This window comes from Clostridium sp. AF02-29 (assembly GCF_934835585.1).
GTDB lineage: Bacteria > Bacillota > Clostridia > Lachnospirales > Lachnospiraceae > Otoolea > Otoolea fessa.
Window position 1 is genome coordinate 84,273 of record NZ_CAKVZK010000003.1, and the last position, 25,195, is coordinate 109,467.

Genomic DNA, 25,195 nt, shown 5'->3' on the forward strand with positions numbered 1-25,195 from the left:
GTAGTCTATAAAAATGGTTGACGTATTTATTAAAAAAGTGTAGAATATATTCCATATCAGCAATATTTAATTTTAGTTTGATATAGTTCCATATGAAAACGGAACCGTTCATGCCTCGATTGACTGAGAGCAAGGGCACGGCGGTCACTGTTTTTGTACAAATCCCGCACAAGCGGGAGCAGCGTTTGTTTGTTTGGTGCTGCATATGTTTGCGTGTTTTCCGAGAAAAACAGAGCATTTGGCAGAAATCTGGCATTTCATTCGTCCCTATTATCTGGGGACGTTTTTTTGTGTCATAGGAAATTCCTTGAAATTTCCCATGACACAAAAACGTTCAGATGAATGCTTACAGCCGACAAAAATGTGGAAAAATAAGATACTTATTTTAGGAGGAGAGCGCAGTATGAAAGGATATAAAAAGCTGATGGATATTGTGGCGATGGTTGAGAAAACCGTGCTGGTAGTCACGATGATCCTGATCCTTGTACTGACGGTGGGAAATGTATTTTCCCGTAAGGTAATTCACCAGTCCTGGTCCTTTACAGAGGAGCTGGTTGTTGCCATTTTCGTATTAATTACGTTGCTTGGCGCGGCGCTGTCTGCGCGTGAGGGCGGACTGGTAGGCTTAAATCTGGTAACAGAGCGTCTGCCGAAATCGGCAAAGAAGCCGGTCATGATTCTGATTACAATCTTTTCGGTTCTCTTTATGGGAATCTTATTTTACTATGGCATGGACAAGGTACTGGCGCAGCTTGCGAACCAGAAACGTACCTTTGTATTGAACTGGCCGGAGTGGATCTTCTGGTCCTTTGTACCGATCGGTTCGGTGTGCATGATTCTTCATTTTATCGAGTTCTGTCTCGATGTGTGTACGAAAAAGGAGGACAAATAAATGGTTAGCGCAGTTCTTTTTATTACCTTTTTCGTATTATTAGTGCTGAATGTGCCGATCGCCGTCTGTCTGGGACTTTCTTCCGCGGCGGCGATCCTGTATTCCGGTACTTCTTTAACGATTGTAGCGACGAATATTTACTCCGGCATCAGTAAATTCCTGCTGCTGGCGATTCCGTTTTTCGTATTATCTGGAAATATCATGGCGAAGGCGGGAATTTCCACGCGCCTGATCCGTTTCGTTGACACCTGTGTCGGTCACAGAAAAGGCGGTATTGCGAATGTGTGTATCATCGTAGCCTGCTTCTTCGGCGCGATCTCCGGTTCCGGTCCGGCGACGGTAGCGGCCCTGGGTGCGGTCCTGATTCCGGCGATGGTAGAGCGGGGCGGTTTCTCTGCAGCGTTCTCGACGGCATTGATGGCAACTTCCAGTTCCATCGCGATCGTCATCCCGCCGAGTATCGCGTTTGTTGTATACGCGTCGATCACGGGTGTTTCCATCGGAGATATGTTTATGGCAGGTATCATCCCGGGTATCCTGATGGGTCTGGCTCTGGTGGTTGTCGTTATGCTGGAGGTACGCCGCAATCATGTCGTGCCGTCCAACGTAGAGAAGGCATCCGCAAAAGAGCGCTGGAACGCATTTAAGGATGCATTCTGGGGATTTTTGATGCCGATCATCATTCTGGGTGGTATCTACGGAGGCTTTTTTACACCGACCGAGGCGGCAGCCGTATCCGTTGTGTACGGTCTGTTTGTCGGCATGGTTATTTATAAGGAAGTAAAATTTAAAGACCTGTGGGAAATTCTGATTGATTCGGCAAAGACCACCGGCGGCATCATGCTGATCGTAGCGTGTGCGTCGCTGTTCTCCTTTGTCTGCACCCGTTTCGGTATTTCGACGGCTGCTTCCGAACTGTTAGCAAGAGTAGCAGGCAACCAGTTTACTTTCTTGCTGATTTGTAACATTATTTTCCTGATCGCGGGCTGCTTTATTGATGCAAACTCTGCGATGTACATTTTCATCCCGATCATGCTGCCGGTCTGCAAGGCACTGGGCTACAACGTGATCGCATTTGGTATCATGGCAACGGTCAACCTGGCAATTGGTCAGGTAACACCTCCGGTCGGTGTCAACCTGTTTGTCGCGATCGGCATCAAATTAAGAGATGGTATTCGCGTAACGCTGCAGGAAATTTCCAGGGCAGTCGTTCCGATGGTAGCCGCTTCCATTGCTGTTTTACTGATAATTACATATATTCCGCAGATTTCGACCTGTCTGCCGGCGGCACTGGGAAGTGCGGCAGCCATTGAAAATGACGAGACAGTCGGAGGCGACAGCGGAACCACTCAGACAGACAATGACGATTTCAACACGATCGGCGATTACAGCGATCTGGATTGGGCGGATATGACCTGGAACTTTACGTGTTCCACAACCGAGACAAGCACATGGGCACAGGCGGGACGTAAGTTTGGCGAGCTCATGGAGCAGGCGACCGGCGGCAAGGTCAAAGTAGATGTTTACGCAGCCGATCAGCTGACCGGTGGAAACCAGTCTGAGGGCATTCAGGCACTGATGAACGGCGATCCGGTGCAGATTTCGATGCACAGCAACCTGATTTATTCGGCATTTGACCCGCGGTTCAATGTTGTATCACTGCCGTATCTGTTTGATTCGGTTGAGACAGCGGATACAGTCTTAGATGGTCCGGCGGGCGACAAGCTGGTTGAGATCCTGGAAAGCTATGGCCTGCATTGTATGGGTATGGCGGAGAATGGTTTCCGTCAGCTGACCAACAGCGAACATCCGGTTCATTCCGTGGAAGATATGAAGAACCTGAAACTGCGTGTAGCTGGTTCGAACCTTCTGATGAAGTGCTATGAGCTGTGGGGCGCCGATGCGACCAATATGAACTGGTCCGAGACGTATACGGCGCTGCAGCAGGGCACGGTAGACGGGCAGGAGAACCCGCTTCCGGCGATTGATGCGGCGAGTGTACAGGAAGTACAGAAATATGTTTCCCTGTGGAACGCAAACTATGACTGTCTGTTCTTCTGCATCAACCAGAAGCTGTATGACAGCCTGACGCCGGAGCAGCAGGCGGTTGTTGATGAGGCAGGCCGTAAGGCGGTTGCTTACGAGCGTGAGATCAACCGTGCAGGCGATGAGGAGATTCTGGATCGTTGGCAGACTAAGAACGGTGTTGAAGTACTGAAATATGAGGATCTCGACATCGAATCCTTTAAGAAAGCAGCTGAGCCGGTAACGGAATGGTTTATCGGAGAACTGAAAAACCAGGGCTTTGATGATGCAGAGGATCTGGTAAACACCTTTACTGAAAATGCGGCTAGTGCAGTTAAGACGGCGGGCATTGAAAATTCTTCTGCTTATCAGGTAGAAGATCATAGTGACCTGAACTGGCCGGAAATGACATGGAACTTTACGTGTTCCACGACAGAAACCAGTACCTGGGCACAGGCAGGCCGCAAGTTTGGCGAGCTTATGGATCAGGCAACGGGCGGCAAGGTCAAAGTAGATGTTTACGCAGCCGATCAGCTGACCGGTGGAAACCAGTCTGAGGGCATTCAGGCACTGATGAACGGCGATCCGGTGCAGATTTCGATGCACAGCAACCTGATTTATTCGGCATTTGACCCGCGTTTCAACGTGGTATCGCTGCCGTATCTGTTTGATTCCGTGGAGGACGCCGACGCGAAGCTGGACGGCGAGGCTGGCCAGAAGATGGATGAGATTCTTTCTTCCTATGGTCTGCACTGCATGGGTATGGCGGAGAATGGTTTCCGTCAGCTCACTAACGGCGTGCGCCCGGTACATTCCGTGGAAGATATGAAGAACCTGAAAGTGCGTGTGGCTGGTTCAAACCTTCTGATGAAGTGCTACGAGCTGTGGGGCGCCGATGCGACCAACATGAACTGGTCCGAGACTTACACGGCATTGCAGCAGGGTACGGTAGACGGTCAGGAGAATCCGCTTCCGGCGATTGATGCGGCAAGCGTACAGGAAGTACAGAAATACGTTTCCATGTGGAATGCAAACTATGACTGCCTGTTCTTCTGCATCAACCAGGATATTTACGACAGCCTGACACCGGAGCAGCAGGAAGTAGTCGATGAGTGCGGCAAACTTGCTGTTCAGTACGAGCGCGAGATCAACCGCGCAGGCGACGACGAGATCCTCTCCAGATGGCAGTCCAAGAATGGTGTCGAGGTCATCCCGTATGAGGATCTGGATATCGATTCCTTCAAGGCGGTTGTAGAACCAGTGACCGAGTGGTATATCGGGGAACTGAAAAAACAGGGTTATAAGGATGCGGAAGAGCTGGTTGCTGCATTCAAATAGGAAAATTAGAAGTTTGAAGTTAGAAGTTTAGTAAAATTGAATCATTGAGTTTGGTTTTCTGGCGGTTCTGGTCCTTGGGATCAGACCGCCAGATTGCGTATATGGGGGAATTTCCGTTACTGGGCACGTATGCGTGAACAGTAAGATGCCAAATATTTGAATGTGAATTTTCAATCGGGCAAATATTGTGGTTGGCAGTTTGATATGATAAGATAGTTGGTATTGGTGCGCTGAAAAGCGAGATAAAAAGGAAGAAAAGGAAAAATATATGGGATGTGTACATCTGTACTGCGGCGACGGAAAAGGAAAGACGACGGCGGCGATCGGTTTGGCGGTCCGGGCGGCAGGAACGGGAAAACAGGTAGTTGCTGCCCGCTTTTTAAAAACGGACCAGTCTGGGGAGGTGGAGATTTTAAAGCGGCTCCCGGAGGTGACGTTGATTCCCTGTGAAAAAACATTTGGATTCACGTGGAAAATGACCGATGAGGTGAAGCAGGAGGCAGCGGATTATTATAAAAGTATGTTTGAGACAGCGTGCCGTGAGGCAGTGAAGCGGTGTGGGGAAGCAGAAGAGAACGGTTCGAAAGCACCGGAGGAGAATAACTTCTGTGAAACCTGCGATGTTCTGCTGGTGTTGGACGAGGTCTGCGCTTCTCTTTCTTCGGGACTTTTGGAGCTGGCGGATATAGTGGATTTTCTGGATCACAGACCAGCGGATCTGGAAGTCGTGATGACGGGGAGGAAACCGCCGGAGGAGCTGCTTTTGCGGGCTGATTACGTGACAGAGATGGAAAAAATCAAGCATCCGTTTGACCGGAAAATCCTGGCGCGGCGGGGAATTGAATATTAGAGAGGGGACTCTGAATGGGATTTATAAAGAGAAAGCATCGTCCGGAGTACGCTGCAGTGCAGCGGGAATGGGCAATGTGGGGAAAACAGATGGAAAAAGCACTTCCGGGGTACGGGGAGCAGAATGAGGCATTGCACTGGATGGTACGGATTCTGACGGGGGTGCGTGTCCTGTACTGCCTGTTTTATCTGATTATGACATTTGTCTATGGAATGGAGAAAACAAATGCGGTCATGATGCTTTTGGGACCGTTTATTTTTTATGGCTGGTATATGCTGATGCTGCGGGAGAGCCCGGTGCTTACGGTGTTGATGCTGATCGGGCGTGGGGCGAGTATCGTGTGGGGCGGCGTATCGCTGCTTCAGATGAGCTGGTGGCTGCCATTTCCGCTGGTTTTTATGCTGGTGATGGCGGCGGCAATCGAATTTATCGAGGCGGTATTCTGCATCTATATGCTGTTTAACCCGCTGGCACGGCACACAATCCGCTTAAACCGGGCATTTGCACGTGGAATGCGCGTACAGGTGCCGGATGAGGTGCGGGAATAGATGGCGGCGTATCGGAATGAAGCGGACAATGAGGAAGTCAAGTCTTGATTTTTACAGAATACTCTGATACAGTGGAGTCAGGACAGGATTCCGCCAACGGATCTTGTGGGACGTAGAAAAGGCATAGAAAAGAAAGAGGTAAAATATGGCAGATAATAAGAATATGACGCAGGAAGAGATCGACAACGGCGAGGAGATGACCGTGACCCTGACATTGGATGACGGCAGAGAGATTGAGTGTGTTGTTCTGACGATTTTCCCGGCAGGCGGTAAGGATTATATTGCCCTTCTTCCGATGGATGACATCGAGGCAGAGGACGGAGAGGTATATCTGTACCGTTACAGCGAGGATGAGAACGGACAGCCGAACCTGGAAAACATCGAGGACGATGATGAGTATGAGATCGTGGCAGATGCGTTTGACGAGCTTCTGGACGAGCAGGAATATGATGAGCTGGTCGGCGAGGACGAGCTGGATCAGTAATTAGGCAGGCAAAAGACAGGACGCCCAGGTACTTCGCAGGCAGAAACGGCGAGGCATCTGGGCGTTTTACATCTTTTCAGGGGTGGTACGATGGAACTGAAACAGGAGTTAAAGCTCAAACAGACCTTGTCCCAGAAAATGATACAATCCGCAAATATTCTTCAGATGGGGCAGATAGAACTGAAAGAGTACATAGAAGAGATGGCGCTGGAAAATCCGGTGGTGGATCTGGAAGAGCGGGAGCCGGAGAACGGACGGCTGGAAGAAAATGGAGAGCTGAACGAGAAAATCCGCAGACTTGAAGAACTTTCCAGCCTTGACCGCCAGAACCAGACCTATTATCAGGATGAGGAAGAAGAGGCGGGGCGATTAGAGCCGGGACGAAGCCAGGAGGGGCTTTTGGAATCACTTCTGGAACAGGCGTGTATGCTGCATCTGACGAAAAGAGAAGAAAAAATATTCCGCTATATGATCAAAAATCTGGATGCAAGCGGATATCTCAGCGTGAATTTTGGAGAACTCTGCGCTGGGCTGGGAATTGAGGAGACAGAAGGAGAACGGATCTGGAAAAATTTTGGCAGGCTGGAACCGTGTGGGATCGGGGCACGGTCGCTGAAGGAGTGTCTGTTGATGCAGCTGTCTTACCTGGCAGAGGACGGCGGCGCGGTGATTGATATGGTTCAGAATGGAACGATGCGAACCGAAATTCTGGCGGCACGCATCATTTCCAACCATCTGGATCTGCTGGGAAAAAACCAGATGAAGCAGCTTGCCCGTGCATGCTCCTGCAAGCTGGAGGAAGTGCTTCTGGCAGCAGCGCGGATCCGGGAGCTGAATCCCAAACCGGGAAGCGGATATGGGGATGAGAGTTATGATAAATATATCGTACCAGATATAATTATCTCACAGACGGAACACGGATTTGAAATGCAGCTTTCCGATGAGACACTGCCGCAGATTGCCATCAATCCGTATTATCTGTCATTGATGAAGCAGAAAGATACCGAGACGGAAGCGAAAGACTACATCGAGGGGAAAATCCGGCAGGCTGAATGGGTCTGCCAGTGCATTGGGCAGCGCAATCAGACATTGTCGCGGCTGGCAGAAGAGATTTTGTGCGTACAGGGGGAGTTTTTTGCAAAAGGAAGTGGAAAACTGGCTCCGTGGACGCAGAAACAGGCGGCTAAATCGCTGGGGGTCAGCGAGCCGACGCTGAGCCGGACAGTGCGTGAAAAATATCTGCAATGCCGCTGGGGGATCTTTCCGCTGTCATATTTCTTTTCAAGACACATGGCTGCGGGGGGATTCGGGATGACGGATAAGGGAAGACTGGCAGATCGGGAAGAGGCGGCGAATCAGGAAGAAACGGCGGTTCAGGCAGAAGTGGTGAATCGGATGGAAACAGGCAAAGATCCGCGGGAGGCAATCCGCCATCTGATCAAAACGGAAAATCCGAGAAAGCCGTTCAGTGACCGCGTGTTGTCAGAAAAACTGGCGGAAGCGGGGATCACGCTGTCGCGGCGGACCGTGGCGAAATACCGGGAAGAAATGGGAATCCGGGATGCATCCGGGCGGAAATGCTTTGGTATCTGACAGAAAACATAGACAGAAAGACAGAGGGAAAACTATGTCATTGCAATTTATAATCGGTGGTTCCGGTTCGGGAAAGACACGGACATTGTATGAAAATCTGATCCATCAGTCGATGGAAGAGCCGGACGGACGTTTTTTTGCTCTGGTGCCGGAACAGTTTACGATGCAGACGCAGAAAGAGATCGTGATGCTGCATCCGAACCATGGCGTGATGAATATCGATATTGTCAGTTTTGAGCGTCTGGCATACCGGGTGTTTGAGGAACTAGCGATTGAAAATCTGGCGGTGCTGGATGATATGGGAAAATCGATGGTTCTGCGGCGCGTTTCGTCGGGCGTCCGGGGAAATCTGCACCTGTTTGGAGGGCATCTGGACAAGGCGGGCTTTATCAGCGAGATCAAATCGATGCTGTCTGAGTTTTTCCAGTACGGCATCACGGAGGAAAAGCTGGAGACGCTGATCGGGGAGACGAAAAGCCCGCTGCTGCGCCAGAAGCTTCTGGATATGCAGGTTTTATACCGGGCATTCCAGGCGTATACCGAGGAAAAAGTGATCGTAAAAGAAGAAATTTTAAGCCTTCTCTGCCGGGTGCTGCCGCAGTCACAGCTCATCCGCGACAGCGTTGTGACGCTGGATGGCTATACGGGCTTTACGCCGATCCAGTATGAGCTTCTGGAACTCTTATTCCGGTGCTGCCGGAAGGTGATCGTGACGGTCACGATGGATCCGGAGGACAATCCGTACCGCGAGAGCGTGCAGCAGAAGCTCTTTTACATGAGCCGTCATACCGTCTGCCGTCTGATTGACCGTGCTGCAGCTGCCGGATGCAGCCGGGATGAGGATATTTTGTTGAAAGAAAAACCAATGTGGAGATTTAAGGACAGCCCGGAACTGGGATTTATTGAAAATGAATTGTTCCGATATAGGGGAAAGGTGTATCATTCTGGGAGCGGGAACGAAAGCGGGGCTGCGGCTGAACACGGCCGGGAAAGCCTGCGTCTAATTGAAGCAGCAACCCCGCAGGCGGAAATCTCTTTCTTATGCGGAGAAATCCGGCGTCTGGTGGCATCGGAGGGCATCCGTTACCGGGAGATCGCGGTGATTACCGGCGACTTGGAGACATATTCGCGGGAGATTCTGAGGCAGTTTGAGAAGAATCAGATCCCGTGTTTTATTGATTATAAGAAAAATATTTTAAGTAACCCGATGGTGGAATTAATCCGGGCGGCGCTGGAGGTGCTGCAATCGGGCTTTTCCTATGAATCGGTGTTTCGATTCCTGAAAACAGGGCTGGTGATGCCGCTTGCGGGGCTTTCACCGGAAGTGATCTATCAGGCGGAAAATTATGTGATTGCGCTTGGAATCCGCGGGTTTAAGCGGTGGAACAGCACATGGGAGCGCGTGTACCGGGGGGCTGAGCTTATCAATCTGGATGAGTTAAATCAGTTCCGCGAGGCGGTTGTCACACCATTTCTGCCGCTTCGGGAGGTGTTTTCCAACCGCAAAGTAACGGTGCGCGAGCGGACGGAGGCGCTGGTCCATTTTCTCGAAGCACTTGAGATGGAGCAGAAGCTGGCGGCGATGGCGCAGCAGTTTGAAGAAGTGGGCGATATGAGTCTTGCCAAGGAATACGGGCAGGTGTATGGGCTGGTGATGGATCTGTTTGACCGGATCGTGGCGCTTCTCGGCGAGGAGGTCATGGGACAGCGGGAGTATGCAGAGATTCTGGACGCCGGTTTTGCGGAGATCAAGGTAGGACTGATCCCCGCGGTCGTGGACCGGATAGTGGTCGGCGATATCACGCGAACCCGTCTTTCCAATATAAAAGTGTTGTTTTTTGCCGGAGTCAATGACGGGATAGTGCCGTCTGTTTCGGGACGCGGCGGGATCCTTTCGGAGGCGGATCGCCGGGCGCTGCGGGAAATGCAGGTAGAATTGGCGCCGACCGCGCGGGAGGAAAGCTTTTTGCAGCGATTTTATCTCTATCTGGCGCTGACAAAGCCGTCGGACTATCTCTATCTGTCGTGTGCGGCGTCCTCTGCCGAGGGAAAAGCGATGCGTCCTTCGAGTCTGATGCTGCAGCTGCTTAAATTATTTCCGGAGAAACGTCTGGAACAGCCGGAGGAAGAGAAGGAAGCGCTCTGGTCGCCGGAGCTTGGCATGAGCTGGGTGCTTCGGGGACTGCAGGATGAAAAAAGCGGGGAAAATGACCAGTTTATATCGTTGTACCGATACTTTATTCAGGCAGAATCGTACCGGGATGAAATGCAGGCGCTCTCGGATGCTGCATTTTATACCTATCAGGATACGGGCATCGGGAAGGCGGCGGCGCGGGCGCTCTATAGTCCGATTCTGCGGGGCAGTGTGACGCGTATGGAGCTGTATGCGTCGTGTGCGTATGCACATTTTCTTTCGTATGGGCTGGAGTTGTCGGAACGGCAGATGTACGAGATTGCCCCGTCGGATATCGGAAATCTGTTCCATGCGGCGATCGACATGTATTTCACGCGGATGAAAGAAGAAAATCGCCTGTTTTCCGGCATTTCGGAGGAAGACCGCCAGAAAATGGTGGCGGAGTGTGTGGCGTCGGTCACGGAGGAATACGGCAATGCGATTCTGGGAAGCTCGTACCGGAACCAGTATCTGGAACGGAAGGTATACCGGATCACGGATCGGACGATCTGGGCACTGACGGAACAGCTAAAAAAAGGTGATTTTGAGCCAGCCGGGTTTGAGGTCAGTTTTTCACCGATGGATCACCTGAGAGCGATGCGGATTCCGCTTTCAAACGAGGAGGCGATCCATCTGCGCGGGCGGATTGACCGAATCGATCTCTGCGAGGATGGCGACCGGCTGTACCTTAAGATCATTGATTACAAGACGGGAAAAACGAAATTTGACCTGACGGATATTTATTATGGTTTGCAGCTGCAGCTGGTTGTCTACATGGATGCGGCGATGGAGAAGATCGGGCGGGAATACCCGGATAAAACGGTGGTTCCAGCGGGGCTTTTCTATTATCATATCGAGGATCCGATGGTGGAGCGCAAGCCGGTGGAGTCGGAGGAGGAGACGAATGCCGATATTTTGAAGGCACTGCGGATGAATGGGCTGGTAAACGGCGATCGGGAGGCACTGGCACATCTGGATAACCGGCTGGGCGAGGAGGCGACGGTGGATTCGGATGTTGTGCCGGTTTCGATTAAAAATGAGGCGATCGTTGAGCGGCGTTCGCAGGCGGCAGGGGAAGAAAAATTCCGTGTGCTGGGCGCGTATGTGAACCGGAAAATGAAGCATATGGGGCGGGAGATTCTGGATGGAAACATTGCGGCGTCGCCGTACAAAAACGGCCAGAAAACGGCGTGCGATTATTGCCCGTACCACAGTGTGTGCGGATTTGATTTGAAAACGGACGGCTACCAGTTCCGGCGTTTTGATAAGCTGAGCCCGGAGGAGATCTGGGGAAAGATGGAAGAAAAGGATAAGGAAACGGAAGGGTAAGTTTGTGTTTGGCTGTGACTGTGGGAATGAAAGAATGAACCAGTCATGAAAAAGGAAAGGGCGAGAAATGGCAGTAAATTGGACCAGGGAACAGAAGCAGGTAATTGAGGGGCGCGAGAAAAGCCTCCTGGTGTCGGCAGCGGCCGGAAGCGGCAAGACCGCGGTGCTGGTTGAGCGGATCATCCAGATGATCACGGAGGGGGAGAACCCGAAGGACATAGACCGCCTGCTTGTCATGACTTTTACCCGGGCGGCAGCGGCGGAGATGCGGGAGCGGATCCAGGCGGCGATTGAGAAAAAACTGGAATCGGAGCCGGAAAATGAACATCTCCAGCAGCAGGCAGTTCTGGTTCAGTTTGCCCAGATCACGACGATCGACAGCTTCTGCCTGCATATCATGAGGGAACATTTTGACCGGCTGGACATCGATCCGGCATTCCGGGTTGGCGATGAGGGCGAAATGCTTCTGATGCGCGCTGATGTGATGGATGGGCTGCTGGAAGATTATTACCGCGACGGCGGGAAACGGTATGAGGAGTTTGTGGACGCGTATGCGACGGGCAAGGCGGACGGTGGAATTGCCGAGTATGTGATGCAGGTCTACAATTTCGCCCAGAGTAACCCGTGGCCGGATGCGTGGTATGAAAAATGCCGTGAGGAGCTGCTCTTGACCGAACAGGGAGAGCTGGAGCAGACGGAGTGGATGCAGTTCCTTTTGCGTGATATTGCATTGCAGGCGCAGGAGTGGAAAATACAGCTTCGGGAGGCGTGGGAGATCTGCCAGGAGACGGGGGGACCGATGCCGTACCTGCCGATGATCGAGGAAGATCTGCACCATGCGGAGGCAGTCTGCGGGGCAGCCGGTTCGTTTGAAACGATCTCGGAGGCATTGGAACAATTTACGTTTTCGCGTCTGGCGGCGATCCGCGGCAAAAACGGGGAGGTCGATCCGGAGAAAAAGGCGCTTGTTTCCGACTGCCGCAGCCGGGTCAAAAAAGCAGTTGAAAAGTTAAAGGGAGAGTATCTGTTTGCATCCCCGGAGCAGATGCTTGCGGATATGGAAGCTGGAAAAGAGCGGATTTTGGAACTGTTGGAGCTGGCGCAGGAATTTGGACGGCGGTTTAGGGCGAAGAAGAAAGAAAAAAATGTGGTGGATTTTCATGATCTGGAACATTTTGCGCTGGAGATTCTGACAGAACCGGAAGCAGAATGTTCCGAGGCGGAGGAAACTTCAAGTGCAGAAGAAACCGATCAGATGCAAGGGAAAAATGCCTGGACAGTGCGCGTACCAGGCACAGTCGCGGATGAGCTCGCCGTGCAGTACGACGAAATTCTGGTGGACGAGTACCAGGACAGCAACCTGGTTCAGGAGACGCTGATCCAGTGCATCAGCGGTGAACGCTTTGACCGCCCGAATGTGTTTATGGTGGGCGATGTCAAGCAGAGTATCTATAAATTCCGCCTGGCGAGACCGGAATTATTTCTGGAAAAATACAGCACATACACGTCGGAGGAGAGCGCGCACCAGAAGATCGAGCTTCACCAGAACTTTCGAAGCCGGGATCACATACTGGAATCGATCAATGCGATTTTTTACCGTATCATGACGGAAAAGCTGGGAAATATATCCTATACGGAAGATGCGGCACTGCATCCGGGCGCAGCCTTTGAAGAGCGGGATGGCCTGGATGAGTTAAAGACGGAGCTTTTGCTGGTGGATTTGTCGGCGCAGCCGCAGAAAGAGACGGAATCCCCAGAGTTAGATGATGAGGCAGCCGATTACACCGCCAGAGAGCTGGAAGCGCGCATGATCGCCGGAAAGATCCGTGAGATGACGGATAAAGAACGGGGGATCACGATCTGGGATAAGGAGCTTGGCGCTTACCGTCGGGCGCAGTACGGGGATATTGTGATTCTGCTTCGAAGCGTCAGCGGATGGGCGGAAGAATTTATCGAGGTGCTGGCGACGCAGGGGATTCCGGCGGTCGCAGAGTCTCGGACGGGATATTTTAATACGCTGGAAGTCGAGACGGTGCTGAATCTTCTGGCAGTCATCGACAATCCGATGCAGGACATTCCCCTGGCGTCGGTGCTCAAATCGCCGTTTGGCGGCGTTTCTGATGAGGAGATGGCGTGGATTGTGGCGGAACATAAGGCGGGCGTTGACCGGTCGCGGGATGCAGGGCTTTACCGGGCGGTTGTGGAGTATATGAACGAGGATGGACCGGTGAAGTCGAATGACGAAAGTGACGAGTCGTCGATCGCGGATGCGTTTCGTTTTCAAAAAAATAAATTAATTCAAAAGAATAACCTGCGCCGAAAACTCCAAAAACTCTTTACTCTCCTGGATACATTCCGCCAGGAATCTGTTTACCTGCCGATGCACGAACTCCTCTACCGGATTTACGACAAAACGGGCTATTACCGCTATGTGTCGGCGCTTCCGGGCGGGGCGGGACGGCGCGGCAATCTGGATATGCTGGTGGAGAAAGCGGCAGCCTATGAGGCGACGAGCTACCGGGGTGTGTTCCATTTCATCCGGTATATTGAGAAGTTGAAAAAATACAATACAGATTTTGGTGAAGCGCCGGTGGCAGATTCCGAGGGAACGGTGGTGCGGATCATGAGTATCCATAAGAGCAAGGGACTGGAATTTCCGATCGTGTTTGTGGCTGGAATGGGAAAAAATTTTAACAAGCAGGATACGCGGGGGAAACTTCTGATCGACGCGGATCTGGGAATCGGAACCGACTATCTGGACAGCGAGAAGCGCATCAAGGGACCGACGCTCAAGAAAAATGTGATGAAACGCCGGATGGAACTGGAGGCGCTGGGCGAGGAACTGCGTGTTCTTTACGTGGCGCTGACGCGTGCGAAGGAAAAACTGATTCTGACGGCGTCCTCCCGGAAATTGGAGGATCGGATTGCGAAGTGGAGCGCAGTGGCAGCCGAACACGGGGCGATTCCGTATACGATTCTGACGCTGGCTTCCTCGTATCTGGATTGGATTTTGATGAGTATTCCGGAAGAAAATCCGTGGATTTCATATCAGGTGGAAACGCTTTCCGACCAGATCGACCGTGAGATCGGCACGCAGATACGCCAGACGTTATCGAGAGAGTGGCTGCGGTGGCTGGCGGGGGAGGACAGCCATTTGTCGAATGACGAGAATCATCCAAACACGCAAAATCGGCTCGAAAATATCAGGCAAATAGAATCGATCATCAGCAACAACTACCATTTCCAGTACCCATACCTGGACGATCTGGGTCTCAACACCAAGATGTCCGTTTCTGAACTCAAGAAAAAGGGCATGGAGGAAGAAGAGGAGGAGATGGTATTTCTGCCGACGCTGCCAGTGTTTATGGAGAAAGAGCAGGAAGAAAAAGGCGGCGCGACGCGCGGTACGGCGTACCACCGTGTGTTGCAGTTTTTGCCGTTTGAGCGGGCAATGTCGAGACAGGAGTTAAATGCATTTCCGGCGAAGCTGGCGGCTGAGGGGCAGATGGATGCCGAAGCGGCGGCGTTGGTGCGCGGTTCAGATCTGGCAAAACTGACAGCCAGTTCATTGGGAAAACGCATGCAGAGAGCGGCAGCAGCCGGGAAGCTGTATCGGGAAAAACAGTTCGTCATCGGTATTCCGGCGCGCGAGATGGGCGAGTGGGATTCGGATGAGCGGATTTTGATACAGGGTATCATCGACGCCTTTTTTGAGGAGGACGGCAAGCTGGTTCTGGTGGATTATAAGACAGATTATGTGGAAAATTCAGACATTCTGATCCGCCGCTATGAGGCACAGGTGCGCTACTATACCCGCGCACTGGAACAGATGACAGGAAAAAGGGTGGCGGAGCGCTACCTGTATTCGTTCCGGTTTGGGGCGATTGAAGTGTAAGGCAGTGATTCTGGGTACAGATAGGCACGTTCGGAGCCGATCGTATTTCCAGTTAATACGCCGGGATATGCGGCGCAGGAGGCTCTGACGGAGTACCGGAGTTTTACGGATTATACGGATCAGGGCTTTGTTTAAAGGGTATCATCCGCCACCAGAACCGCTACCTGCGTCAGAAAATTCTCAGGATTTTTGTGCTGGGGCGGTCCCTCCAGATAGAGGTGGCGGGCGGTGCCCTTTAATGGAATCTGATATTTGTTTGCATACGCACAAAGATGCTTCACAATTACCGGAAGACCTTCATAGGCACCGTGATAAAAGATACAGAGCGCTTTTTGGCGGGGCAGGGTGACGAGATGTTCACCCCGGCTTTCCGGCGGGACGGCGATGCAGCAGGTAAAATCGCCCGGATTCGAAAGGTTGTATTCGGTGAAAAACATATGCTGGGTGGTGTCAGAACCATATTGGCGGATCGCCTTGATGAAGACGCCACGTAATTGCTCTTTCTTGTCTTCAAGTTCTGTCGAATGCAGATCCTGGCAGTAAACGGTCTGGGCGGGAAGTTCTATCTGTCGGATTTCAAAGTCATTGTGCCCTTTTGAATGTTCTTTTAATTTCTCAATATTCCGGCTGATCTCGTCACGCAGATCTTCCAGACGAGTGATCAGCGGCTCCAGATCCGTCGTGCCGTGATAATAGGCATAGATATCATCCAGCGACAGACCGAGATTCTGCAGAATGCGGATGCTCCGGATGCGCGAGACGGTGTCTGCTGTATAGTAACGGTTTCCATTGATACCGTCTCTCTGATCCGGCAGAATAAGACCCTTGTCTTCATAATTTAAAATCATGCGCCGGGTCACTTCCAACGCTTTGGCTGCCTCGCCGATCGAGAGCAGCCGTTTTTTATCGTGCGTCATAAAACCTCCTGTTAGATATCCATAAGATGCGCAATCATGTATATTTGTCATGTAGGATTCTGGTGCAATTTTTTACACTCATAGTTATGTATAATTACATGAAAATAAGTAAAAATTATATAAATTAGCTAAAAAGGGATTGTATCGTACATCAATGTACGGTGTATAATTATTTTATTGAAAGCGGGATGCCGTGTCAAGTATCCCGCCGATGCAAAACGCCACACAATTTGTCATACTATGCACGTTGAAAAGGAGTATCCGGGCAGGCAGGAGCGTCAGACATTGGGGAGAATGAGTATTTTATATACAGAAAGATTTGATGGCTTATCTGCAAACATCTGCCCGGAGAAACATTTCAACCAAAACGCCTTTATTGTGTACCTATGATGCTGCGTTTTATCTGGAAAAATCAAGAAAGAATTGACATTTGAACGCCTTCCATATATGCTTGAACCAATATGATTTTCGATTTGACAGATGGGAAAATCAATGGAAAATCTAAGCAGATATGGGAGGCTTTTATGGATCAGGAAAATCAGACACCACACAAACGGCGTGTCAGATATAAAGGAAAATATCCAAAAAAATTTGAAGAAAAATATAAAGAGCTGCAGCCGGAGAAGTATCAGGATACGATCCAGCACGTGATTCAGAAGGGAAATACACCAGCGGGCATGCATATTTCCATTATGGTGCAGGAGATTCTGGACTTTTTGCAGATCCAGCCGGGGCAGGTCGGATTTGATGCGACGCTAGGATACGGCGGACATACGAAGGCGATGCTGGCCTGCCTGAAAGGGCAGGGACATATGTATGCGACCGATGTTGATCCGGAGGAATCCGCCAAGACGCGGAAACGCCTGGAAGAAGCGGGCTATGGCGAGGACATGCTTTCAATCCGTCTCCAGAACTTCTGTACAATCGATGAGATTGCCAGAGAAGCGGGTGGTTTTGATTTTATTTTAGCCGATCTGGGCGTGTCTTCGATGCAGATTGACAATCCGAAGCGAGGCTTTTCGTTCAAGGTAGATGGACCGCTGGACCTGCGCCTGAATCAGGAAAAAGGCATCAGCGCCGCCGAGCGCCTTGACACGATCGAGCGTGAGGAGCTGGCGGGCATGCTGTACGAAAATTCAGACGAACCGTACTGCGAGGAGCTGGCAAAAGCGATCACGGATGAGATCCGCCGTGGAAACCGGATCGATACGACCACGAAACTCCGTGAAATCATTGAAAAAACATTGGATTTCCTTCCGGAAAAGGAGAAAAAGGAGACAGTCAAGAAGACCTGTCAGCGTGTTTTCCAGGCGCTCCGGATTGATGTAAACCAGGAATTTGAAGTACTCTATGAGTTTATGGAGAAGCTTCCAAATGCGCTTCGACCGGGCGGACGGGCAGCGATCCTGACCTTCCATTCCGGAGAGGATAAACTGGTGAAAGCGGCGCTCAAAGAGGGATATCGCGCCGGTATCTATAAAGAATATTCCAAAGATGTGGTGCGCCCGTCTGCGCAGGAGTGCGTACAGAACCCGCGTGCCCGCTCGACGAAGATGCGCTGGGCGATCCGGGCGGACGAGTAAAAAGAATATAAAAGAAAATATATGAAAAAACAGGGCAGCTGTTCCGAGCAATATGGGAGCGGCTGTCCTGTTTTTATTGTGAAGATCAAAGAGAGTCCATGTGAAAAAATTTCGGGCGCAGTGATGTCCGGTTCTGCAAAAATCCGATTAAAAGAGCAAAAATGTTTTTTTAGCGAGATTTCTGTTTCCGGTGCGTATACTATAAGATTACTTTTCAGAAAATAGAAAAGTGGTCACAGTTGTGAAAGAAAAAACAGCTGCGAAAAAAACAAATACGCGAGAAGGTTTCGTGAGAAAGAGAGGAAACGCATTGAAACAGGAAACACAAAATGAATTGGAACGATTTAGGGATTATTTGAGAGAACAGGAAAAAAGCAGCCATACGATCGAGAAATACTGCCGGGATGTGAGAAAGTTTTTGATGTTTGCGGGTGAAGAATGGGATAAAAACACAATTATATCGTTTAAGGAATATCTGCAAGCCCATTATAAAACATCCAGCGCCAATTCGATGCTGGCATCTCTGAACAGCTACTTTCATTTTATCGGAAGACAGGAATACTGTGTCCGCACGTTCCGGGTGCAGAAGCGGATTTTCTGCGATGAGAGACGGGAAATGACGCGCAGCGATTACCAGAAGTTAGTTAAGGCGGCACGGGGACGCGGCGATGAACGTCTCTGTGCGATTTTGCAGACGATCGCGAGCACGGGCATACGAATCAGCGAGCTTTCATATATTACAGCGGAATCGCTGGCACAGGGGGAAGTAGTGATCGACTGTAAGGGAAAACAGCGGGTGATCCTGCTGCCGCAGTCGCTGATGCTGTATCTGACGCAGTACTGCCGGAAGCAGCGGATTGTGAGAGGCAGTATCTTTGTCACAAGAAGCGGGCAGGCAGTCCGCAGACAGAATGTGTGGGCGGACATGAAATCCGTCTGCGCCGAAGCCGGTGTTCTTCCGAGCAAGGTATATCCGCACAATCTGCGCCATCTGTTTGCCAAGATATTTTACGAGCGCGATCACGATCTGGTCCGTCTGGCAGACTATCTGGGTCACAGCAGCGTGGAAACGACAAGACGTTATACGATCATCAGCAGCCGTGAAGCGTGCCGCAGACAGCTGGAATTAGGTTTGTTGATTGATAGGGAAAATTGACGAAAAACATAATGGGAATTATGTCATGAAATGAAAAAAATCTGCATACATATCTAAATATATGATTTTATTATCAAGTTTATCACTTCTGAGAAAAAATTTCAACATACAAAGGTGTTAAAAACAATACCTGAAATAGCACAGTATTACTGGGCACATGCGTGAACAGTAACAGATATTGTATCCAAAAATTGGAAAATCTGACAAAAACCTTGCAAATCAAAGAAAAAATGAAATAGGCGGATATGACATAATTCCCATTATGTCAACCGGGGAGGTGGAGTATGTGAGAGAAGATCTGACGGGGCGCCGGTATGGACGCCTGACCGTCTGCCGGGAGATAAAACAGGCAGAAAAAAGCCGCCGCCATTACTGGCTGTGCCGGTGCGACTGCGGGAAAGAAAAAACCGTGGAGGAGTCCCATCTGAAAACAGGGCATACGAAAAGCTGCGGGTGCTATCGGAAGGAGCTTCCGTCCAGTCGGCGGATCGATCTGACAGGGCGTCAGTTCGGGCGTTTGAAAGTGCTTGAAGAGGCGGATAATTCCAACCGGACAGGCGAATACTGGAAATGTGTCTGTAGCTGCGGACGCCTGATTGAGGTATCCAAAGAAAGCCTGTGCGCGGGAAAAACCAAGAGCTGTGGCTGCCTGCAGGCGGAGACACGGAAGGAAAACATGAAAAAAGCGATTCATTTTGTAGGCGGAACCTGCCTGGAACGGATCGCCAACCAGAAAAATACGGCAAACAATACAAGTGGCTACAGAGGCGTCTACCAGCGGGAGAATTCCCGGTGGCGGGCAGCGATCGGCTTTCAGGGAAAAGTGTACAATCTTGGAACCTTCGTAAACCTTGAGGACGCGGTGGCAGCGCGAAAAAAAGCAGAAGAGGAACTGTACGAGCCATTTTTGCGGGAGCATGGCGTGAAAGAGGTGCAGAAGGGAGGTATTTAAATCCGCATAAGGGGGACCTATGTTGATGATAGATAAGACAGGAGGCAAAAAGAATGAAAAAAGCGAAGAAAAAGGGGAAAAGTTACAGTCAAGGTTGGTTTGAACGTCAGTCAAGGCGTTTCATGTCAGTGCTTTTGTGCAGCAGTATGTTGAGCACAAGCGTGGCAAATACAGCCGCATTTGCAGCTGCCACATCCGAAGGAGGGGATGAAAGACAGGAATTTTCATTGGAAAAAGAAGACCTCAGGCAGGCAATCCGGGATGCTGCTAAAAAAGGGAAGACAGTAAAAGAGGATGCGTTTACGTTTTCCGGCGATGAGGCAGAAACCTACGAGGGACTGTTTGAAGAAGGAAATCTATATGAACTGCATCCAGATTTCGAGAAGAAAAACGACCGGCTTACTTTGAAAATGTATGCCCGCTTAGAGGATGAAGAGGACATGGATCAGTATACGATCAGCGGAAATGAAGAAATTATTTTCCTGATGACCAATTCTTCTTCAAAAGAGCGCACCGGACGGATTCTGGTGGATGGAAGAGCCAGCGCATGGATGACGGTTGCGCCATTTGGTGAAGTAAAAAAGCAGGTTGGGCTGGAGACAGAGGAAGCGGTTCCGGTCGAGATAGAAAATGAGGTAAAAGAACCGGAAAGTGCAGTTCCGACAGGAAGTGAAGATATCACAGAAGAGGATACGGCTCTGGAGGACGATGTAAAAGAGCAGGAAAATGCTTCAGATGCAGGTAACAATCAAATAAAAGAAGAAAACTCGGATCCCAAAAAGCAGGACGAAGCAGAGCAGAAAGCTCAGGAACCGAATACAGGAGATTCAGAAAATACCTTGGATATAAAAGAAGAATCGGAAGCAGCGGATGGCAAGAAAGATTTATCGGAACCGGATTCTGAGAACGAGAATGAAAAAGCAGACATGGATGCGTCCGAAACAGATACATCCGACGCAAATACATCCGATGCAGATACATCTGGTGCAGATACATCCGATGCAGATACATCGGATTCAGAAAATGACAGCGCCCAGGACGAAGATTCAGTTCAGGTATCACGTTCGGCTCATTTTTCGATGTTTTTGACTTCAGCTGCAATGGCATCTCCGTCTGATGCAAAAGAAGAAGAGAACGAGAACGATGAAAACGAAAAAAATAAGGCGATTGTAGGCGACGAAGCAGAAGAAGACAATTTCGAACGCATTCTGGGGGATTCATATGAAACGGTAGGCATTAAGAATGCATCCGCAGCCGCATTTGTAACTTCCGCGATGGAGCTTGGTCTGACAGACGTAGCTGTTTTGTCGGCAGTGGAAGTGGAAGAAATTCCACACTGGCAGATTTCGAAGTCTAAAAAAGCTACCAATCTGGACGAAAATTTTGAATCCCAGGTAACACTTTCCCTTCCGTCAGCGGAGGAAAAACTGGAAAATGACATTGTGTTTGTGCTGGATAAATCTACCAGCGTGCAGCTGGAAAATGAGGCGTTAGAGATGCTTAAGGAGCTGCAGGCGCAGGCAAAGGAAAATGGCGCAAAAGTAAAGGTTGGAGTCGTTATTTTCAATAAAGAAGCGCACAAGTCTGACTTTATGGATTTGGAAACCCAGTATGATGCGATTGAGGCAGCGATCCGTGAGAATATTAGCAGCGGAACGAATCTTTCGGCTGGAATCCTTGCAGGCAAGAAAATGCTGGATGAGGATACGCAGGTGGCAGCAGGAAGAAAGAGTCTGGTGCTTTTAAGCGATGGCATTACCTATATTTTCGGGGAAAAACCGACGGCGGTTGCCTGGGGATTTGAGAATGATGGTTCAGAACATTCCTGGGCGGGACCGGATCACTGGAGTCTTAAATATGGGAATAATGAAGCATTATCGAAGAATGAGTGGAACGAGCGCCTGGGTACAATCAAAGCACAGATGGATAATCAGGGCGATGAATTTGACCATTCATATGAGCAAGGAGAGTTAAAGCCATGTACCCCACCTGATGAAGGAAAAAAATATGCCAATAGCGTTGATAAAGCACTCTATCTTTCCTATGAGGCATATCTGGAAGCGGCGAAGGAACAGTATCACTGCTATGCGATGCCGATTGGTTCATCTGCTGGTGAAAGCTATCCATGGGGACCGAGCTTTGTGAAATATCTGGCAGATGGAAAAACGGTAAGTTTTGAAGATATCAAAAATGATATCCTTTATGCCGTCGATCGGGACTCGACTGTGGAAGATTATATGGGTTGGGTCAAGGATGATTACAATTTTGGCTTAAAGAGCATCGACCGTCTGACCGTTGGCGGCAGGGAGCTTTCTAAATGGGAAGATGGAAATACCGTTTATTTTGGAAATGAAGACGTGAATGCAGCTCAGTATCGTTTTAAGGTGGAATACGATCCGTCGGATAAAGAAGGCGGAGAACATTTCGTCTGGACGATGAATGAGGCGGTAAAAAATAATGAACCGGTGCAGCTGACCTATACGGTAAAACTGGTAAATCCGAAGAACAATCCAGGAGAATCGTATGGACGGTACGATGAAGACGGAAGTGAAGAGTATGATGGACTTTATACGAACCAGAAAGCAGTGCTGCATCCGGTTGGAAGCGATCAGGAAAAAGGAAAAACGGAAGTATTTTCGAAACCGACTGTATCATATACGATTCCGGGAGGAGAACTTCCGACGATTCCAGAGGGAGGAACTTCTAAATCGAAGACAGCGGAACAGCTGGATGAAAATTTTAAGTCTCAAGTGGCTTTGTCTTTGCCGTCAGCGGAGGAGCAGCTGGTAAGTGATGTGGTGCTTGTCTTAGATAAATCAACCAGCATGGGACTGAAAGAGAAGGCGTTGGAAATGCTTCAGAACCTCAAGAAAGAAGTGCAGGAAAAGGGAGCAAAGGTCAAAGTGGGAGTAGTGCTCTTTAACAAGGAAGCCCATACGGATGGATTTATGGATTTGGAGACCCAATATGAGGCGATTGAAGCAGCCATTTGTCGGGAGATTAAGAGTGGAACCAATCTTCACGCAGGTATTTTAGCGGGTAAATCGATGTTAGACCAGGATACAGGAGTGGCAGATGAACGCAAGACACTGGTAGTTGTCAGTGATGGTATTACCTATATGTTTAATGAGAATCCGACGGCGGTTGCCTGGGGATTTATGGCAGATTCTCCGAAACATTTTGCAGGGCCGGATAACTGGAATTCCAAGTATGGAAATAATCAGGCACCGGCGGACTGGAATGCATGGCTGACCGGCATAGAAGCCAGACTTTCAGAGCAGAAGGATACACACGACTATCCATATGGAACGGAACCGGATGTATCGCTTATTACACCGGTGGAGGAAGCAGGAAAATATGTGAATTCGATCGATAAGGCATTATATCTTTCCTACGAGGCGTATGCACAGGCAGCTTCGGAAGGATATCACTGCTATGCGATGCCGATTACGCCGCTCGGAACGGCAAGTAACTATGAGTGGGGAATGAGTTTCATGCGGTACCTTGCGAACGGAAAGCAGGTTTCATTTGACAGTATAAAAAATGATATTTTGTATGCCGTTGATAAAGGTTCTGTTGTGAAAGATTATATGGGCTATGTGAAAGAGGATTATAACTTTGATTTCGATCACTTAGACCAGCTGACAGTAGGGGGAAAAGCGCTTTCTATGTATCAGGAGGGCAACACCTGGTATTTTGGAGACGGAGAACCGGGACCGCAGAATTACCGTTTTAAAGTGGTATATGACGCAGGAAATAAGGCAGAGACAGAGATGTTTACCTGGTATATAGAAGAACCAGTTTCAAACTTTGCACCGGTGCAGCTTACCTATACCGTAAAACTGATAAACCCAAAGACGGCGGATGGAACGTATGGAAAATATGACCGGGACGGCAGCCAGCACTATGAAGGGCTTTATACCAATCAGGAGGCGGTTCTGTATCCGGTAGACAGCCGTGGAAATGAGTATCGGTCAGAGGAATTTGCGAAGCCGACCGTATCATATGTGGTAGAACATGGAACCCCGGAACCGGGACCTGATCCTACTCCGACCCCGAATCCAGACAATAACGGAGGCGGAAGCCACGGCGGTCACGGCGGTGGAAGTAGTTCTGGCAGTAAAAAGTCTTCGACCACAACCGCGTCGGGACCGGCAGCACAGCCGACGGAACCGGTTACACCGGTTGTACCAGAACCTCAGCCGGTTGTACCGGCAGAAGGACTTCCGAAGACCGGAGATACGGATCAGATGGATGTGCCGATGGCTCTGCTGGCAATTGGAATGATGGCAGCAGCTTATGTATTAATGACGGGCAGAAAAAAGACGGAAGAGTAAGACAAGACATAGAAAAATAAAAATTGCCCGGTTATAAGAGCAGGGTTGTAGGGCGGCGCCAGAAATAATGGCGCTGTCCTAAAACTATGCTGTTATCTGTTTCGTTTTGTATGCAAATTTATACATCATTTATAAAAATATATAATTTGCTTAATAAATAAAGGCGCAGAATGTTTCACGGGCAAAGATGGAGGGATCGATGCAAAAGTGGACACGGAAAGCAGCGGCTGTGATAGCTGTCATCTGTCTGGCGTTCGGTACAGCGGGGGTGGCAATGCATAAATGGGATGAAATGCGTCAGGAGAAGGCGCATGAAGAGCTGACCGCTCAGGTTGTGGGAATGTCGGAAGCAGGGACGACAGGAGAAACAATGCCGGAGAAAAAAGTGCCAGAAGTGGAAAATGAGATAGATGAGACGAATGCAATAAAGGAGACAGAATATGTGTCAGCAATTGATTTCGCAGTGCTGGATTCCCAGAATCCGGACGTCGTTGCCTGGATTCAGATTCCGGGAACTCAGATCAATTATCCAGTGGTTCAGGGGAAGGACAATGATTATTACCTGCATCGTGACCTGAACGGGCAGAAGAGCACGGCGGGCACGATTTTTCTGGACTATGCCGATCGGGCAGATTTTTCGTCCCTGCATAATGTGCTGTACGGCCATCACATGAAGAATGGAAGTATGTTTAAGGACATTTCCAGATACAAGGATCAGGGCTATTTCGATCAGCATTCAGAAATCATTCTTTATACGCCGAAGCGGGAGATTCATTTAAAAGCCCTGGCGGCTGTCTGCACATCGCCGGATGCGATCCGCCGGAAAACGGAGTTTGCATCGGGGGAAGAATTTGCTTCGTATATTCAGCAGATGACAGCGGGCGCGAGCGCGTCCGCGCCGATCGGGGGGACGATCGTGCGTTTGTATTCATTTGTGACATGCAGTTATGAATTTAACAATGCCCGGACAATTCTATATGCGTATGAGGCGGCAGAATAGAATGGAAAATAGATCTATAACAGGAGGTAAGAATATGAAGAAGTTAGAGACAAAGGGAAGGAGCCGGAAACAGAGGCATCATTTGTTTCATAAGGGAATGAACCAGATGAAGCGTCTTTTGTC

At 49.8% G+C, this 25,195-nt stretch carries 14 protein-coding genes; 13 read left to right on the forward strand and 1 reads right to left on the reverse strand.

What is annotated here, in order from left to right; all coding sequences use genetic code 11:
* Nucleotides 1–403: 403 nt before the first annotated feature.
* From PUQ60_RS01720 to addA, 8 genes are all read left to right on the forward strand, one after another.
* Nucleotides 404–892, forward strand: coding sequence for a TRAP transporter small permease (locus PUQ60_RS01720; protein ID WP_118481861.1), 489 nt, complete (start codon nucleotides 404–406; stop codon nucleotides 890–892).
* Nucleotides 893–4,255, forward strand: coding sequence for a TRAP transporter large permease subunit (locus tag PUQ60_RS01725; RefSeq protein WP_273380275.1), 3,363 nt, complete (start codon nucleotides 893–895; stop codon nucleotides 4,253–4,255).
* A 268-nt stretch (nucleotides 4,256–4,523) separates the two neighbouring features.
* Nucleotides 4,524–5,105 carry a cob(I)yrinic acid a,c-diamide adenosyltransferase gene (locus tag PUQ60_RS01730; RefSeq protein ID WP_022358991.1) on the forward strand — a complete coding sequence of 194 codons (582 nt, stop codon included), beginning with the start codon at nucleotides 4,524–4,526 and terminating at the stop codon, nucleotides 5,103–5,105.
* 14 nt (nucleotides 5,106–5,119) lie between these two features.
* Nucleotides 5,120–5,653: a hypothetical protein gene (locus tag PUQ60_RS01735; protein ID WP_273380272.1), complete on the forward strand. Its 534-nt coding sequence runs from the start codon at nucleotides 5,120–5,122 to the stop codon at nucleotides 5,651–5,653.
* A 145-nt stretch (nucleotides 5,654–5,798) separates the two neighbouring features.
* Nucleotides 5,799–6,137: a DUF1292 domain-containing protein gene (locus tag PUQ60_RS01740; protein WP_022358993.1), complete on the forward strand. Its 339-nt coding sequence runs from the start codon at nucleotides 5,799–5,801 to the stop codon at nucleotides 6,135–6,137.
* Between the two features lie 90 nt (nucleotides 6,138–6,227).
* Nucleotides 6,228–7,730 (forward strand): RNA polymerase factor sigma-54, encoded by a 1,503-nt coding sequence (rpoN, locus tag PUQ60_RS01745; protein WP_273417072.1) that lies wholly within the window; start codon nucleotides 6,228–6,230, stop codon nucleotides 7,728–7,730.
* 34 nt (nucleotides 7,731–7,764) lie between these two features.
* Complete coding sequence (gene addB / locus PUQ60_RS01750) at nucleotides 7,765–11,232, forward strand: helicase-exonuclease AddAB subunit AddB (protein WP_273380505.1); 3,468 nt, start codon at nucleotides 7,765–7,767, stop codon at nucleotides 11,230–11,232.
* Nucleotides 11,233–11,299: 67 nt separating this feature from the next.
* Nucleotides 11,300–15,127, forward strand: coding sequence for a helicase-exonuclease AddAB subunit AddA (gene addA, locus PUQ60_RS01755; protein ID WP_273380507.1), 3,828 nt, complete (start codon nucleotides 11,300–11,302; stop codon nucleotides 15,125–15,127).
* A 131-nt stretch (nucleotides 15,128–15,258) separates the two neighbouring features.
* Here addA and PUQ60_RS01760 read toward each other — a convergent pair whose 3' ends face one another.
* The gene (locus PUQ60_RS01760; RefSeq protein WP_273380509.1) at nucleotides 15,259–16,044 is read right to left on the reverse strand and encodes a MerR family transcriptional regulator; all 786 of its coding nucleotides are present in this window, start codon (nucleotides 16,042–16,044) and stop codon (nucleotides 15,259–15,261) included.
* A 524-nt stretch (nucleotides 16,045–16,568) separates the two neighbouring features.
* Here PUQ60_RS01760 and rsmH point away from each other — a divergent pair.
* The 5 genes from rsmH to srtB all read left to right on the forward strand — a co-directional run bounded on the left by rsmH (nucleotide 16,569) and on the right by srtB (nucleotide 25,072).
* On the forward strand, nucleotides 16,569–17,627 hold the full coding sequence (gene rsmH / locus PUQ60_RS01765) for a 16S rRNA (cytosine(1402)-N(4))-methyltransferase RsmH (RefSeq protein WP_118695990.1): 1,059 nt from the start codon (nucleotides 16,569–16,571) through the stop codon (nucleotides 17,625–17,627).
* A gap of 310 nt (nucleotides 17,628–17,937) precedes the next feature.
* On the forward strand, nucleotides 17,938–18,783 hold the full coding sequence (locus tag PUQ60_RS01770) for a tyrosine-type recombinase/integrase (RefSeq protein ID WP_273401040.1): 846 nt from the start codon (nucleotides 17,938–17,940) through the stop codon (nucleotides 18,781–18,783).
* Between the two features lie 286 nt (nucleotides 18,784–19,069).
* Nucleotides 19,070–19,735 (forward strand): hypothetical protein, encoded by a 666-nt coding sequence (locus PUQ60_RS01775; RefSeq protein ID WP_273380514.1) that lies wholly within the window; start codon nucleotides 19,070–19,072, stop codon nucleotides 19,733–19,735.
* Between the two features lie 53 nt (nucleotides 19,736–19,788).
* A complete protein-coding gene (locus PUQ60_RS01780) occupies nucleotides 19,789–24,072 on the forward strand; it encodes a VWA domain-containing protein (RefSeq protein ID WP_273380515.1) in 4,284 nt (1,427 codons plus the stop codon).
* Between the two features lie 199 nt (nucleotides 24,073–24,271).
* Complete coding sequence (srtB, locus tag PUQ60_RS01785; RefSeq protein WP_273380516.1) at nucleotides 24,272–25,072, forward strand: class B sortase; 801 nt, start codon at nucleotides 24,272–24,274, stop codon at nucleotides 25,070–25,072.
* Nucleotides 25,073–25,195 lie beyond the last annotated feature (123 nt).